This is a genomic window from Ruegeria sp. N11, assembly GCF_056531525.1.
This window is the reverse complement of record NZ_JBQFLX010000005.1, coordinates 183399-198337: the sequence shown is the minus strand read 5'-3', so window position 1 is coordinate 198337 and position 14939 is coordinate 183399. Positions and strand designations below refer to the sequence as shown.

Sequence of the window (14939 nt, the reverse complement as noted above, 5' to 3'; positions counted from 1 at the left end):
TTTGGGTCACTCGGTTATTCAGAACCCGACAACGGGTTCCTTGGGATCCAGTATTTCTTCTTCGGCGATGTATTCCTGAAACTTTTCAGTGGATAGGGCTGAACGGACGGCAAGGCTGAAGATCACAGCGGAAAACAGGATACATAGAAGGATATCCCATCCAAAGGGGATCTGCTTTTGCGCGCCTTCGCCGAATTGCCCAAGGAAAGAGATCAGCCCGATACCGGCAAAATAGGGCGCCAGCCACAAGGCTTCGGTCACGTCCATTTCGTCCAAACGGTTGCGGAATCGCAGCAACAGAAGAACCATTCCCACGATCAACGCAATGCCAAGGCGCCAGACTGTGTCCCAACCGCTCCAGTAGACGACCAGTGTGGCAACGGCAAAGGCCGTGACGGCGACCACCTTGACGGTCGGGATGCGGATCGAACGCGGGTGATCGGGCATGAGGTGGCGCAAGCAGACCACGGCGATTGGGCCGACGGCGAATGACAGGACGATGGCCGCTCCGTTCAACGCGATTACTGTGGCGAAAGGTACGGTCAGCAGGAAAAGCGTTCCGATCAGAAAATTCAGCGCCAGTGCCCAAAGCGGCACGCCGAACGAAGACAGCATTTGCAGGCGATGGGGTAGAAATCCGTTTTTGGACAACGCCATGGCAATACGCGCGTTCGAGCCAGTGGCCACCAATCCGTTGCCAAAAGGTCCGATCACCGAGCCGACGTTGAGCAGGCTGAGAAACCAGATGATCCCCACGGACATGATTATTCCGTCCAGCGGACCCTGGCCGCCAAAGTTCAATTGTGCCCAACCGTTTTTCAGCATTTCGGGATCAAGCGCGCCAATGAAGGCGATCTGAAGTCCCAGATACAGGGCCGCGCACAGAACGATGGATAGAACCAGGGCTGCGGGGATGGCGAATTTGGGGTTTCGAACTTCACCGGCCATGTCGACCACGTGGCGAAATCCGATGAAAGAGAATATCACGCCTCCGGTCGACACCGCTGCCATGATGCCCTGTAATCCATAGGGCGCAAAACCACCTGGCTGAGTGAAGTTTTCGGTGTTGAACCGTGTCGCGATCAGCAGGATCGACAGAACGATAGGGATAGCGATTTTGGCCCACGTCAGCGCGGCGTTGACCCGCGTGAAAAACTTCACCCCCAATGCGTTGACCGCGACGAACAGAAGCATGAAAACCAGCGCAACCGCAATGCCAGCCCCGGTCAGATCGCCGGTATCCGCAGCATGCAGCCAGGGCGCATAGGGCGCGAGGTATTTCAACATCGCCTCAACTTCGATTGGTGCGGTGGTGTTATATCCGATCCAGGCTGTCCAGCCCATGGCCATCGAGACTATGTTGCCATGTGAAAACTGAGGCACCCGTGCAATTCCACCGGATATCGGCAGCATGGCCGAGATTTCGGCAAATGTTATGGCCAGAACAAACATGGCAACCGCGCCGATGATCCAGGAAAGGATGGCCGCAGGACCAGCATGTTGCACGGCCAACATAGGTCCGAACAGCCAGCCCGAGCCAATAATGCCACCAACCGAAATGAAGGTCAGGCCAACAAGACCAATATCGCGCTTCAATTCAGCCATAAACATTCCTGAAAATAATGCCCGGAATTACCGATCAATCCCGGTCAGGATAGGCGGGGGGAACGCGCTGTGACAAGCTTGCTCTCGAGCAACCCTCAATCTGCTCAACTTGTTGGTTTTGAGGCAGTTCTGGAAGCACGCGTAAGCCAGCCTTGGTGTCACCGGGCTTCCAGCCAGACTCTAGTAGGCGGTTATTCTACGTCGCCTGATTCCAAACAGCCCAGCTATTGCGCCTATCAGTAGCAGTCCGCTGGCGGGCAGGGGAACGGCTGATACTTTTAGATTGTCCACCCGATAACTGGCACACCAATCATTACACCAAACCGTGTTGGGTCCGAACGGGTCGTATAAGTCATTCCAATAGGGGCCACTGATCGGGTTGTCACGGTAAGTATCAACTGATCGATATGAGAGAACCCGCTAGATAACCTAAGCTTCTTTAGTTTCGGTATGACACTGTCCGACGTAAATTGTGTCTGCGTCGGGCCGATTGACTGCGTAGCCACCGTAGCCCCGTTTCGTACTCCAGTGAAAGTCAGAGTTGCCACCGGCGCAATTCCTGACGTTGCCCACTGGAAGTAGGCTTGGCTGTTATCGTCTGCCGGTCTAGGCCCCGATCCCGACATGAAAATCCGCAATGCGCCCCAAACATCAATAGATTTTGCCGTGTATGTTGTTCCGCTTATGGCTCTGATTGTTGACGTCAGAATGCCGCTATCGGAATGCAGGTACAGGTAGTTCCCGCCCAGATAGGTCGTGCTGTAATCGTAGATGAACCCGTTGGACGTCGCAGGTCCACCACCCGCATTGGGATAAACCGGGTTGTGATCGAACGTAACCGTCAAAGCACTGGCTGCATTGGCCAAGCACACGGCTAACGCCGCAAAAATATGTTTCATCGCAATACCCTCTATCAATGTCTCCAGATTAGTTAGTGAAGTATCACTTTGCAACTAGTCGTAGAGGCGGTTCTCTTAGAGAAATGAGGCTTGGACGCCTTGCCGCGTTTTGGCTTCTGGCACCCATTCCTGTCACCAGATCCGACAAATCATTGAAAAGATGGTGGGTGATAAGAGATTTGAACTCCTGACATCTTCGATGTGAACGAAGCGCTCTACCACTGAGCTAATCACCCGTGAGGCCGCCTCTTACAGTGTGTCAGTCCGGTTCGCAAGATCAGATGCAGGTGGCGCAGAAACTTTGCTTGCCCTCAGCGCATTTCACGCAGAACCCGGCACCTGTTCAAAGGGTGGGTTCGGGAAAAAATCAGGATAAGGCAAAAAACTTGAAAACGCCGCTTGACGATGCCCGGGCGTGGCCATAATACACCCCAACGTTCAGAGCGAACGGGCAGCGGGCGGTTGTAGCTCAGTTGGTTAGAGTACCGGCCTGTCACGCCGGGGGTCGCGGGTTCGAGCCCCGTCAACCGCGCCATCGCTGCCAGCCTGTGATCCGGGTCAATGGATCAGACATAGACCCTAAATGCGCGGTTGTAGCTCAGTTGGTTAGAGTACCGGCCTGTCACGCCGGGGGTCGCGGGTTCGAGCCCCGTCAACCGCGCCATTTCCCTGATTTCGTAGATTGACCGAAAACAATTGCCCATTGGGGCGATCGACATGGGGCTGATGTCAGGAGTTGTCGGCAATAATCCGACTGTTCACACTTTGTTCTAACTTTTGTGTTGGAGACTCAGCCTGGCTCGCCTATTTCTAGGACACTTGTCTGTTGGGGGCCGAAATGGCTGAGCTGAAGAATATCGAGGTGCGCGGCGCGCGCGAGCATAACCTCAAAAGTATTGATGTTGACATTCCACGCGATCAGCTTGTGGTGATTACAGGTCTGTCTGGTTCGGGCAAGTCGTCGCTGGCCTTTGATACCATCTATGCCGAAGGTCAAAGGCGCTATGTCGAAAGCCTGTCCGCTTATGCGCGCCAGTTTCTGGACATGATGGAAAAGCCCGACGTTGACCATATCAGCGGCCTGTCCCCGGCGATTTCCATCGAGCAGAAAACGACGTCGAAGAACCCACGCTCCACCGTTGGCACGGTAACCGAGATTTACGACTACCTACGCCTGCTGTTCGCGCGTGCAGGGACGCCCTACAGCCCTGCCACGGGTCTGCCCATTGAGGCGCAACAGGTGCAGGACATGGTCGACCGCATCATGGCGATGGAGGAAGGGACGCGCGGATACCTTCTGGCCCCCATCGTGAGGGACCGAAAAGGGGAGTACAAAAAGGAGTTTCTGGAACTTCGCAAACAAGGCTTCCAGCGCGTCAAGGTGGACGGGGAGTTCTATGAACTTGATGAGCCGCCCACTCTGGACAAGAAGTTTCGCCATGACATCGACGTCGTAGTCGACCGTCTGGTTGTACGCGAAGGGATGGAAACACGTCTGGCCGACAGCCTGCGGACTGCGCTGGATCTGGCCGATGGAATCGCGATTCTGGAAACCGCGCCGCGCGAAGGAGACCCCGAACGTATCACTTTCAGCGAGAATTTTGCCTGTCCGGTCAGCGGCTTCACGATTCCCGAGATCGAGCCGCGCCTGTTCTCGTTTAACGCACCGTTTGGGGCATGCCCGGATTGTGACGGTCTGGGAGTGGAACTGTTTTTCGATGAGCGTCTCGTGGTGCCGGACCAGACACTGAAACTGTATGATGGTGCACTGGCGCCGTGGCGAAAGGGTAAATCGCCGTACTTCCTGCAAACCATCGAAGCCATCGCCCGCCACTTTGAGTTCGACAAGAACACCCCATGGAAAGACCTGCCGGAGAAGGTTCAGCAGGTGTTTCTTCGGGGGTCGGGCGACGAGGAAATACAGTTCCGTTACGACGAAGGTGGACGGGTTTATCAGGTGACGCGCAGTTTTGAGGGCGTAATTCCCAATATGGAACGCCGTTACCGCGAGACCGACAGCGCCTGGATTCGCGAAGAATTCGAGCGCTATCAGAATAACCGTCCGTGCGGCACATGTGATGGTTACCGTCTGCGTCCCGAAGCCCTGGCCGTCAAAATCGCGGGCCTGCATGTTGGGCAGGTGGTTCAGATGTCGATCAAGGAGGCTCTGGCCTGGATCGAGGATGCTCCGAACCATCTGAGCACGCAGAAAAACGAGATTGCGCGCGCAATTCTGAAGGAAATCCGCGAACGACTTGGATTCCTGAATAATGTTGGTTTGGAATATCTTACGCTGTCACGTTCAAGTGGAACCCTGTCTGGTGGCGAAAGCCAGCGGATCCGGTTGGCCAGCCAGATCGGTTCGGGTCTGACAGGGGTTCTGTATGTGCTGGACGAGCCGTCAATCGGATTGCACCAGCGCGACAATGACCGTCTGCTTGGAACGCTCAAGAACCTACGCGATCAAGGGAATACCGTGATCGTTGTTGAGCATGACGAAGAAGCCATCCGTGAGGCTGATTACGTTTTTGATATTGGTCCCGGCGCCGGTGTGCATGGCGGGCAGGTCGTAAGCCAGGGAACACCTGCGGAAATAACAGCGGATGCGGCCTCGATCACGGGGCAATACCTGGCCGGAACGCGCGAGATCGCGGTGCCCGCTGAACGGCGCAAGGGCAATAAGAAGAAGGTTTCGGTGGTCAATGCGACCGGGAACAACCTGAAGAATGTGACGGCTGGGTTTCCTTTGGCCAAGTTTGTCTGTGTGACCGGAGTTTCCGGCGGCGGGAAGTCCACTTTGACCATTGAGACGCTGTTCAAAACGGCGTCGATGCGCTTGAATGGTGCGCGCCAGACACCTGCGCCGTGCGAGACGATCAAGGGACTGGAGCATCTGGATAAGGTCATCGACATCGACCAGCGACCCATTGGGCGGACTCCGCGTTCAAATCCAGCAACTTACACGGGGGCGTTCACCCCGATCCGCGACTGGTTTGCCGGTCTGCCCGAGGCCAAGGCACGAGGGTACAAACCTGGACGGTTCAGCTTCAACGTCAAGGGAGGTCGGTGCGAGGCCTGTCAGGGTGACGGGGTCATCAAGATCGAGATGCACTTCCTTCCGGATGTCTACGTGACCTGTGAAACCTGCAAGGGTGCGCGGTACAACCGCGAGACACTGGAGATCAAATTCAAGGGTAAGTCCATCGCGGATGTTCTTGATATGACGGTGGAAGACGCGCAGGACTTCTTCAAAGCCGTGCCTTCCATTCGCGACAAGATGGACGCACTGGCGCGGGTTGGTCTGGGTTATATCAAGGTCGGACAGCAGGCCACCACGCTTTCGGGTGGTGAGGCGCAGCGGGTCAAGCTTTCAAAGGAACTGTCCAAACGTTCGACCGGGCGGACGCTGTATATTCTGGATGAACCGACCACCGGCCTGCACTTTGAAGATGTGCGCAAGCTTTTGGAAGTACTGCACGAACTTGTGGATCAAGGAAATACGGTCATTGTGATCGAACACAACCTGGATGTGATCAAAACCGCCGATTGGATCATCGATATTGGCCCGGAAGGTGGCGATGGCGGCGGACAGATTGTTGCCGAGGGCACACCCGAGCAAGTTGCGGAGTGTGAGAGCAGCCATACCGGGCACTACCTCAGGCCGATGTTGAATTTGGACCGGGTCGCTGCAGAATAGCGGCCCGGCAGTTTCCTAGTACAGGATATCCGCCACGGCGCCGATCAGGTTGAGAACTTTCCGCGTTTCAGGATCGATTCTGTAGACATAGTCGCCGGCGCGAACGTAATTGCCGCCTCGTTTCAAGCCGTAACGATAGGGATCGTCGATCCAGACATAGTCCCGTTCGATGCGGTCGCCCGTCCGATATAGGTTTTTGACCTGTCCTGGTGGCACGCAGGGGACTGCCTTTTTGGCCAGACCGGGCGGGCAGTGCCCGGCCTTTCCCTTGCCGTTGCCAGCTTCGACCGCAGCCGTACTGATCACCAGCAAGGCGATGGATCCAAAAGTTCTGAGAGTTTTCATCGGCGGCCCCTGCAATTATTCTGCACTGGTTTTAGCACGTACAGACCGGGACAAAGAAGTGACGACAAACAACTGTTTTCGGGTCAGCAAAAAACTGCATTACGCGCCTCAGCTCCGGCCTCTCTTTTCAAACCGGGGCAGCATGGCGGAAAAGTCTTTCCCCAACCCATCTTCAGCTTCGACAAATTGTTCATACAAGGCCGTTGCAGCCTGGCCCATGGGTGTGTCGGCATCCGACCCTTCCGCGGCCTGCTGGCTAAGGCGTAAATCCTTCAGCATCAGCTCTGCAGCAAAACCTGGCTTGTAGCCGTTGTCGGCCGGACTGGTGGGACCAACACCGGGGGCAGGGCAATAGGCGTTCATTGTCCAGCTATATCCGGACGATGTACTGACGACATCAAACATCTTTTGGCGATCCAACCCCAACTTGTCGGCCAGTGCAAAAGCCTCACAGGTCGCGATCATGGTGACGCCGAGGATCATGTTGTTGCAGATCTTTGCCGCCTGACCCGCGCCGGAATCGCCGCAATGAACGGCCTTCTGGCCCATGATGTCGAACAGCGGTTCGGCCGTTGCAAACGCTTCTTCCGAACCACCTGCCATGAAAGTCAGCGTACCAGTCGCGGCGCCCCCGATACCGCCTGAAACCGGAGCGTCGACGGCTCTTAACCCGGCTGCCAGGGCCTGATCCGCCACAGCGCGCGCGCTGTCGACGTCGACGGTTGAGCAATCAATCCAGGTGGCGCCTTTCTGCATGGCCGGAACAATCTCGTCCGCGACAGATCGCAAGATCTGACCGTTTGGAAGCATCGTAATTGCCACGTCTGCTCCGGCGACGGCCTCGGCCCCGGAAGATGCCATGGTGACCCCTTCGACCGTAACGTCTGCCATGTCAAAGCCAATCACGACATGCCCGGCCTTCGCCAGATTGGCGGCCATCGGTGCGCCCATGTTGCCAAGGCCGATAAAACCGATCTTCATCCTTATTCCTCCTCGAATGTCAGTGCGTCCGCGCCCAGTGGTTGCAGCATTTTCGAAACAGCGACTGCGGGTACGGATTGATCCGCAAAGCTCCACCTAGGATTGCGGTCCTTGTCTATGATCTGCGCGCGAATACCTTCCAGAAAATCCCCGTGTTCCATGGCGCGGAACGTAAACCGGAATTCCAGTTCCAACGCTTTGCGTATCGTCAGAGATGGCCCACGCAATCGATGCAGCATTTCTACGTAACAGGCCATCGACAAAGGTGAATGCCGTCCGAGTGTGGCCAGAGTTTTGGTGGAAAATTCCGGATCAGCGTTACGCAGATTGGTCAGGATGTCGCCCAGCGCCTCGCCCGAGAATATGTCATCGATCACAGGTTGGTCCTGCTCCAATGTACTCTCCGGCGGAGTCTGCGCGTGTTTGGCCAGTATCTCGGCATCACCAGAGGCTTCGAGCAGCTCCATGAGATCGGACCATTGGGACTGCGGGATATAGTGATCGGCAAATCCGGCATAAATCGCATCACCTGGCCCCATGCGTCGTCCGGTTGTTCCCAGATATTCACCTAACCGGCCGGGTGCCAGGGCCAGCATCAGCGTGCTGCCGACGTCCGGAACCAGTCCGATGGAGCATTCAGGCAATGCGATCTGCGCGGTCTCGCCCACGATCCGGTGACTTCCGTGGCACCCGATGCCAACACCGCCGCCCATTGTGAAACCCTGCAGAAAGCTGATCACCGGTTTAGGGTACTCGAAGATCAGGGCATTCAAGCGGTATTCATCGCGCCAGAAGGTTTGACCATAGGCGAAATCGCCTTTCATGCCCGTTTCATAAAGCTCGGCGATGTCACCTCCGGCGCAAAAGGCCTTGTCGCCTTCGGCATCAATAATGATCAGGTCAACCGAGTCATCTTCGCGCCAGTTCCGCAGGGCGCTGTCTATGGCCATGCACATGTCATAACTAAGCGCGTTGAGCGCCTTGGGCCGAGCCAATGTGATGCGCCCGGCGCGGCCTGTCACACGGATGTTGATATCTGGCATTTGATCCTCAGCGTTGGGCAAGCATCTGGCGGGCGACGATCACGCGCATGATCTCGTTGGTGCCTTCCAATATCTGATGCACGCGCAGATCACGCACAAGCTTTTCGATCCCGTAATCGGCCAGATAGCCGTACCCGCCATGCAACTGCAGACATTGATCGACGACTTTTGATCCCGTTTCGGTAACGAACTTTTTGGCCATCGCGCAGAACTTGCTGGCATCGGGCGTGCCTTGATCCAGCTTCCACGCGGCCTGCCGCAAGAAGACGCGCGCGGCCTGCAGTTCAATCTCCATATCGGCCAGGCGGAACTGCAGGGCCTGAAACTGGTCGATGGATTGACCGAATGCTTTACGCTCGGACATGTATTGCAAGGTCATATCCAAGCCGGTTTGCGCCGCACCCAGAGAGCAGGAGGCGATATTCAAACGCCCGCCGTCCAGTCCCATCATGGCGTATTTGAATCCGTCACCTTCGGTGCCGACCAGGTTCCCCGATGGTATCTTGCAGTCATCGAACTGCACCTGCGCCGTCGGCTGGCTTTTCCAACCCATTTTCTGCTCAAGCGCCCCGAAGCTGAGACCGGGCGTACCGTCTTCGACATAAACGGTCGAAATCCCCTTGGGACCATCCTGACCCGTGCGCACCATGCAGACATAAGCATCAGAGTAGCCACCGCCCGAGATAAACGCCTTGGTGCCGTTCAGCGTGTAACCTTCGTTTGTACGCTCGGCGCGGGTTTTGAGAGCTGCAGCGTCCGAGCCCGAGCCGGGTTCGGTCAGGCAGTAGCTGAGGACCGTATCAAGACTGAGAACCTGTGGCATGATACGTGATTTCAGCTCGTCACTGGCGAAACTGTCCAGCATCTTTGCGCACATGTTGTGGATCGACAGAAAGGCTGCAACCGACGGGCAAGCCATGGACAAAGCTTCAAAAACCAGCGTTGCATCCAGCCTGCTCAGACCCGATCCTCCTGCGTCCTCAGAGACATACAAGCCACCGAAGCCCAGTTCGCCGATCCGGGGCCAAAGGTCTTTGGGAATGGTTCCGTCCGCCTCCCATTGCCGCGCAAACGGAGCGATGTTTTCCTGCCCAAATGCATAGGCCATGTCGAAGATAGCTGTCTGTTCCTCGGTCAGCGCGAAATCCATGCCAATCCTTCCCGTCGATGCTGAATTGAACGATTGTTTATTTCCCAATCGTTACAGAAATTTTGCACGATCAGCAATCACGGGAAGTAAGGTTATGGTATTGATCGGCCCGGGTGCGCGATATCAGAGATCTTCGTGGAATTCCTCGATCAGGTGCTTCACGACCGCCTGACCGGGATCGTCCCCTTTTGCCACGGCCTCGGCGTGTACACGGCGCTGGCGTGTGGCGGACGTTCCGTTTTCCGCAATTTGCCGAAGGCGGGCCAATTCGGTCATCGTGCCCAACGCCTCGGTATCTTCCGCAAGCATTCCCATCAGTTCACCAATCAGTTCAGGCATTGGCTTGATTGACCGGTCGCCAAAATCGATCAGCCCTTCGCCAACGCCGTACCGTTGTGCACGCCAGCGGTTTTCGCCGATGAGGAACCGGTCATAGTGACGCCAGCGCAGGTTGCGGTCTTTCAAACGACACAGCATCCGGGTCAGCGCCTGGATCATCGCAGCCAGCGAAAGGGCGTGTTCCAGCCGGGGCTGCACATCCATGATACGGGTTTCCAACGTCGGAAACCGATGCGAGGGGCGCAGGTCCCACCATATCTTTGAGGTGTCTTCGATGACGCCGAGTTCCACAAGGATTCCTGTCGTACGCTCGTATTCAGCCCAACTGGCCGGTACCGGAGGCAATCCGGTTCGGGGCAGGTTGTCGAACACGGTCAGCCGATAGGAGGACAACCCTGTGTCTTCACCGCTCCAGAACGGAGAGGATGTGGAAAGAGCCAGCAGGTGCGGCAAAAAGTAGGACAGTTGTGGCATCAGATCGGCACGCAGCGCCTTGTCTTCGACGCCGACGTGAACATGCATGCCGCAGATCAGCATGCGTCGCGCAACACCGCCAAGGGCATGTTGCAAGGCGTCATAGCGATCCTTGCGTGTATGATGCTGGTCTTTCCACTTTGCAAAGGGATGGCAGGATGCGGCAATCGGGGCAAGATTGTATTCAGCGGCGCGCGTGGCTACGCAAGACCGCAACCGCTTGAGGTCCTCACGGGCCGCGCCAATCGTGGCATGAGGGCGGGTTCCCACCTCGATCTGGCATTGCAGGAATTCAGGGCTGACCTGACCTTCAAAATCGGCCTGGCAAGCATCCATCATAGCGGCAGGTGCTTCGGACAATTGCAGGCTGTCGCGGTCCACAAGCAGGTATTCCTCTTCAATACCCAGCGTGAATTCCTGCTGCATGGCGGCCCTCCGGTCTTTATGTTCACGCCAGTGAATACGGAATTTGCCCTTTTGCCAAGTGTTTGCCGCGCAGGTGCTTGCGAAGCCTTGGTCGGCACAGGTAAGGAGCGGGGAGTGTTCAACCAGGGATCGGAGACGGCGGCGTGAAACCCAGGAAATTCCCGCGGACCAATGCAATTCTGGATCGCTTCGGCGTCAAGCTGATCGACAAAGTCACTGAACGGGATGAGCGCGCTCGGCTGGAAAGCTTTGAACGGGCAGGCGGATTGGAACGCCCTGCATATGCCCTTTCTCCGGGAATGGACGGGTTTGATGTCGGCCCGCTGGTCGAGGAATATCACGAACATGCCGAGGCGCTGGCGGCATTGAAAGACCCGGCGCGCAACAAGACCGGCTATCGCATCGGGAACGGATACTATGACAGCCCGGATGCGGACGCGCTTTATCTGATGATCCGCAGATTCAAGCCGAAACATGTGATCGAGGTCGGGTGTGGCAATTCAACCCGCGTCACGCGACAAGCGATCATTGATGGCGGGCTGAACACCCGCATTACGGCAATCGATCCGTATCCGAGGGCGGATATTGCGCATGTCGTGGATGATTTTGAACAAAAACGGCTGGAAGATGTCGATCCGGCGCTGTTTGAAAACCTGCAAGAAGGCGACGTTCTTTTCATCGATTCCAGCCATGTGGTCCGCATGAGCAACGACGTCGCGCATCTGTTCTGTCGCATCATTCCGGCCCTGAAACCCGGTGTCGTCATCCACGTGCACGATGTTTTTTTGCCCTACGAATACCCCACTCGTTTCTTCTATGATTGCCCCGGATGGGGCGAACAGTACATGCTGCACGCATTGCTGCAATCAGGTTTATATTCAATGCTTTGGCCGGGATATTATCTTCAACGGGAACGCCCGGACGCGGTCGAGGCCTTGCCATTCCTGACGGACGGACGGGCGCAGAGTATTTGGGTTCAGCTCAGAAAATCTTGACTTCAAAGTGATCCGCCACGCCGGGGCTGCCGTAATCCTTTCCATAACAAGCTGGAGAGGAGATGACAGCCATGTTTCGCCGCACATTCCTGGGCGCCGCCGCCGCGATTGCACTGACTTTGCCAATGCAGGCTCGTGCCGGGTCCGATATTGTTGATACCGCCGTCTCGGCCGGATCATTCACCACTCTTGTCGCCGCAGTTCAGGCTGCAGGGCTGGTTGACACTTTGAAAGGCGACGGACCTTTCACTGTTTTTGCCCCGACCGACGAGGCGTTTGCGGCATTGCCCGAAGGTACCGTTGAATCGCTTCTACTGCCTGAAAACAAAGATCAGTTGGTTTCCATACTGACTTATCACGTGGTTCCGGCCAAAGTGATGTCAGGGGACATTGCAGGTAAGCGCGCGAAGGTGCTGACCGTCCAGGGCGACCGCCTTAGTGTGAACGCGAAAAACGGCGTAAAGGTTAATGGTGCCAAGGTGGTGCAGGCTGATATCGAAGCCAGCAACGGCGTGATCCACGTTGTCGACGCGGTGATCCTGCCTGAATAAGTTTCCCAACGAAAATGAAAAACCCCGGCCTTGAGGCCGGGGTTTTTTTGTCAGATCAGTCTGACTTGTGTGCCGATCTGCACCAGCGGGTACAACTGTTCGACATGCTGATTGTACAGACCAATGCAGCCGGACGAGCTTTGGCGACCGATTTTGCGCGTATCATGCGTTCCATGCACCAGATAGGCAGGCCAGCCCAGATACATTGCGCGGGTTCCCAGCGGATTGCCCGGGTCGCCACCTTCCATTCGCACCGGCAGGTTCGGGTCACGCTCGCGCATAGATGCAGTCGGGGTCCAGCTGGGGTTTTCCCGCTTGCGCACAACTTCGGTATACCCGCGTTTGGTCAATTCCTCGCTCATCGGAACCGAGCTGGGATAGAGTTTATAGGTCCCATCCGGAGCCCAGTAGTGAACGGCGCGGCTGGTAATATCGGCCAGCAGGCATCCGACGCCCAATTCATTGAAGTGATCCTGCCAGTTCTGCTGCGAGAACGAGGACACATTGCGCCGCACCGGCAACTGCGTGCTGATGGCTTCTTCTTCCTGCGGAAATGCGTCAAGACTTTGCGCGCGTACCAGGGCAGGCGTCGCCAGAAAGGTCGCTGCGCCCAGCAATGCAGAGCGGCGGGTCATGCGGGGATTTGACAAGTTGGCCTCCGGTTCAGGAACTGCTCGGGTATTTATTTGAACTGCTCGGGTATTTATTTGGCGCTAAAATATTGTCAGCCGGTTCGGTTTTCCAGAGCTTTGCGTCTGAATTTTTCGTGAAATGGTCCCCGTTGGCTGTGCTTTGCCGAAAAAAAGCCCGGCCTGCGGCAGGCCGGGCATATTGATTTTTAGGTCCGATGTGCGGATCAGTCCATCGCTTTGAAGTTGAACTCGCCACCTTCCTTGATTCCGGACGGCCAGCGCGACGTTACGGTTTTGGTCCGGGTGTAGAACTTGAAGCTGTCCGGACCGTGCTGGTTCAGGTCGCCGAACATGGATTTCTTCCAGCCGCCAAAGGTGTGGTAGGCCAGCGGAACCGGGATCGGAACGTTAATGCCCACCATGCCGATGTTCACGCGGCTGGCAAAGTCCCGCGCAGTGTCACCGTCACGGGTGAAGATCGCGGTGCCGTTGCCGTACTCGTGGTCCATCGCCAGCTTCAGCGCTTCTTCATAGGAGCCGGCACGGACAGTCGAAAGAACCGGGCCAAAGATTTCCTGCTTGTAGATGTCCATGTCCGGGGTCACGTGATCGAACAGGTGCGGACCGACAAAGAAGCCGTCCTCATAGCCTTGCAGGCTGAAGTCGCGGTTATCGACAACCAGTTTCGCGCCTTGTTCCACGCCCGAGTTGATCAGACCCAGAATGCGCTCTTTCGCGGCACCGGTGACAACGGGCCCCATGTCGACATCGTCGCCCGCGGTGTAGGGGCCGACCTTCAGCTTTTCGACACGGGGGATCAGTTTCTCGATCAGCGCGTCGGCTGTTTCCTCACCCACCGGAACGGCGACAGAAATGGCCATGCAGCGTTCGCCCGCCGCGCCAAAGCCTGCGCCAACCAGCGCATCGGCCGCCTGATCCAGATCCGCGTCAGGCATGACGATCATGTGGTTCTTCGCACCGCCAAAGCACTGCGCGCGTTTGCCGTTCGCAGTGGCACGCGAATAGATGTATTGCGCAATCGGGGTCGAACCAACAAAGGACACGCCCTGAATGACTTCGCTGTCCAGCAGCGTATCCACAGCTTCTTTGTCGCCATTGACGACCTGGAACACGCCTTTCGGCAGACCGGCCTCGACGAACAGCTCAGCCAGCATCAGCGGCACGGACGGGTCACGCTCGGACGGCTTCAGCACCACGGCGTTGCCGCAGGCCAGGGCAGGGCCGACATGCCACAGCGGCATCATCGCCGGGAAGTTGAACGGCATGATCGAAGCGACTACGCCCAGCGGCTGGCGCATGGAGTACATGTCGATGCCGGGGCCCGCGCTGTCGGTGAATTCACCCTTCAGCATCTGAGGCGCACCGATGCAGTATTCGATTACTTCCAGACCACGCTGCAGGTCACCCTTGGCGTCTGGAATGGTTTTACCGTGTTCGCGGCTCAGCTCCTCGGCCAGTTTGTCCATATCGCGGTTCATCAGGCCGACCATGGCCATCATCACGCGCGCACGCTTCTGTGGGTTGGTCGCGCCCCAGGCCGGTTGTGCGGCGGCGGCGCTGGCAATTGCAGCAGTGGTTTCAGCGGCACTTGCCATCGGGCATTTGTACTGCACTTCGCCCGTTGCAGGGTTGAAGACGTCGTCAAAGCGGCCGGACGATCCGGCCACGTTTTCGCCGTTAATGAAATGGGTCAGTTCAGTCATAGCGAATTCCTCCGAAGTAAGTTGCGCGCACAATAGGCTTGCATAAATCACTTGAACAGAGGCAATGTCTCAAAGAAG

At 56.8% G+C, this 14939-nt stretch carries 13 protein-coding genes and 3 tRNA genes; 5 read left to right on the top strand and 11 right to left on the bottom strand.

Going from position 1 to position 14939, the window contains the following annotated elements; translation table 11 throughout:
• Positions 1–18: 18 nt before the first annotated feature.
• From ACR0J8_RS07455 to ACR0J8_RS07440, 4 genes are all read right to left on the bottom strand, one after another.
• Positions 19–1605 (bottom strand): APC family permease, encoded by a 1587-nt coding sequence (locus ACR0J8_RS07455; protein WP_480523908.1) that lies wholly within the window; start codon positions 1603–1605, stop codon positions 19–21.
• Between the two features lie 180 nt (positions 1606–1785).
• Entirely contained in the window at positions 1786–1896 is a 111-nt protein-coding gene (locus tag ACR0J8_RS07450; RefSeq protein ID WP_480523910.1) for a VPLPA-CTERM sorting domain-containing protein, read from the bottom strand.
• Positions 1884–2504 (bottom strand): hypothetical protein, encoded by a 621-nt coding sequence (locus tag ACR0J8_RS07445; RefSeq protein ID WP_480889436.1) that lies wholly within the window; start codon positions 2502–2504, stop codon positions 1884–1886. The genes ACR0J8_RS07450 and ACR0J8_RS07445 overlap by 13 nt, the downstream gene beginning before the upstream one ends.
• A 161-nt stretch (positions 2505–2665) precedes the next feature.
• Positions 2666–2740, bottom strand: a tRNA-Val gene (locus ACR0J8_RS07440).
• A 222-nt stretch (positions 2741–2962) separates the two neighbouring features.
• On the opposite strand from ACR0J8_RS07440, the gene ACR0J8_RS07435 reads away from it, so the two are divergent.
• The 3 genes from ACR0J8_RS07435 (at position 2963) to uvrA (ending at position 6201) form a co-directional block, all read left to right on the top strand.
• Positions 2963–3039, top strand: a tRNA-Asp gene (locus ACR0J8_RS07435).
• A gap of 52 nt (positions 3040–3091) precedes the next feature.
• Positions 3092–3168, top strand: a tRNA-Asp gene (locus ACR0J8_RS07430).
• Positions 3169–3342: 174 nt separating this feature from the next.
• Positions 3343–6201, top strand: a complete 2859-nt coding sequence (uvrA, locus tag ACR0J8_RS07425; RefSeq protein WP_480889434.1) for an excinuclease ABC subunit UvrA — start codon at positions 3343–3345, stop codon at positions 6199–6201.
• Positions 6202–6216: 15 nt separating this feature from the next.
• Here the strand turns inward: uvrA and ACR0J8_RS07420 are convergent, their stop codons facing one another.
• The 5 genes from ACR0J8_RS07420 to ACR0J8_RS07400 form a co-directional block, all read right to left on the bottom strand.
• Complete coding sequence (locus ACR0J8_RS07420) at positions 6217–6546, bottom strand: hypothetical protein (RefSeq protein ID WP_480523914.1); 330 nt, start codon at positions 6544–6546, stop codon at positions 6217–6219.
• A 108-nt stretch (positions 6547–6654) separates the two neighbouring features.
• Entirely contained in the window at positions 6655–7527 is an 873-nt protein-coding gene (mmsB, locus tag ACR0J8_RS07415; RefSeq protein ID WP_170676925.1) for a 3-hydroxyisobutyrate dehydrogenase, read from the bottom strand.
• 2 nt (positions 7528–7529) lie between these two features.
• Complete coding sequence (locus ACR0J8_RS07410; RefSeq protein WP_480889430.1) at positions 7530–8570, bottom strand: enoyl-CoA hydratase/isomerase family protein; 1041 nt, start codon at positions 8568–8570, stop codon at positions 7530–7532.
• Between the two features lie 7 nt (positions 8571–8577).
• Positions 8578–9720 carry an acyl-CoA dehydrogenase family protein gene (locus ACR0J8_RS07405; RefSeq protein WP_170616835.1) on the bottom strand — a complete coding sequence of 381 codons (1143 nt, stop codon included), beginning with the start codon at positions 9718–9720 and terminating at the stop codon, positions 8578–8580.
• Between the two features lie 123 nt (positions 9721–9843).
• On the bottom strand, positions 9844–10959 hold the full coding sequence (locus tag ACR0J8_RS07400; RefSeq protein ID WP_480523920.1) for a carboxylate-amine ligase: 1116 nt from the start codon (positions 10957–10959) through the stop codon (positions 9844–9846).
• Between the two features lie 143 nt (positions 10960–11102).
• On the opposite strand from ACR0J8_RS07400, the gene ACR0J8_RS07395 reads away from it, so the two are divergent.
• On the top strand, positions 11103–11954 hold the full coding sequence (locus ACR0J8_RS07395) for a class I SAM-dependent methyltransferase (protein WP_480889427.1): 852 nt from the start codon (positions 11103–11105) through the stop codon (positions 11952–11954).
• A gap of 71 nt (positions 11955–12025) precedes the next feature.
• A complete protein-coding gene (locus ACR0J8_RS07390) occupies positions 12026–12505 on the top strand; it encodes a fasciclin domain-containing protein (protein WP_170616841.1) in 480 nt (159 codons plus the stop codon).
• Positions 12506–12555: 50 nt separating this feature from the next.
• Here ACR0J8_RS07390 and ACR0J8_RS07385 read toward each other — a convergent pair whose 3' ends face one another.
• Complete coding sequence (locus ACR0J8_RS07385) at positions 12556–13140, bottom strand: L,D-transpeptidase (protein ID WP_170676933.1); 585 nt, start codon at positions 13138–13140, stop codon at positions 12556–12558.
• Between the two features lie 221 nt (positions 13141–13361).
• On the bottom strand, positions 13362–14861 hold the full coding sequence (locus ACR0J8_RS07380; protein ID WP_480889425.1) for a CoA-acylating methylmalonate-semialdehyde dehydrogenase: 1500 nt from the start codon (positions 14859–14861) through the stop codon (positions 13362–13364).
• Positions 14862–14939: the final 78 nt, after the last annotated feature.

Coding starts and splice junctions, on each gene's coding strand:
- ACR0J8_RS07380 (WP_480889425.1), bottom strand. CDS start 14,861: ATGACTGAACTGACCCATTTCATTAACGGCGAAAACGTGGCCGGATCG.
- ACR0J8_RS07410 (WP_480889430.1), bottom strand. CDS start 8,570: ATGCCAGATATCAACATCCGTGTGACAGGCCGCGCCGGGCGCATCACA.
- ACR0J8_RS07420 (WP_480523914.1), bottom strand. CDS start 6,546: ATGAAAACTCTCAGAACTTTTGGATCCATCGCCTTGCTGGTGATCAGT.
- uvrA (WP_480889434.1), top strand. CDS start 3,343: ATGGCTGAGCTGAAGAATATCGAGGTGCGCGGCGCGCGCGAGCATAAC.
- ACR0J8_RS07405 (WP_170616835.1), bottom strand. CDS start 9,720: ATGGATTTCGCGCTGACCGAGGAACAGACAGCTATCTTCGACATGGCC.
- ACR0J8_RS07400 (WP_480523920.1), bottom strand. CDS start 10,959: ATGCAGCAGGAATTCACGCTGGGTATTGAAGAGGAATACCTGCTTGTG.
- ACR0J8_RS07455 (WP_480523908.1), bottom strand. CDS start 1,605: ATGGCTGAATTGAAGCGCGATATTGGTCTTGTTGGCCTGACCTTCATT.
- mmsB (WP_170676925.1), bottom strand. CDS start 7,527: ATGAAGATCGGTTTTATCGGCCTTGGCAACATGGGCGCACCGATGGCC.
- ACR0J8_RS07445 (WP_480889436.1), bottom strand. CDS start 2,504: ATGAAACATATTTTTGCGGCGTTAGCCGTGTGCTTGGCCAATGCAGCC.
- ACR0J8_RS07385 (WP_170676933.1), bottom strand. CDS start 13,140: ATGACCCGCCGCTCTGCATTGCTGGGCGCAGCGACCTTTCTGGCGACG.
- ACR0J8_RS07390 (WP_170616841.1), top strand. CDS start 12,026: ATGTTTCGCCGCACATTCCTGGGCGCCGCCGCCGCGATTGCACTGACT.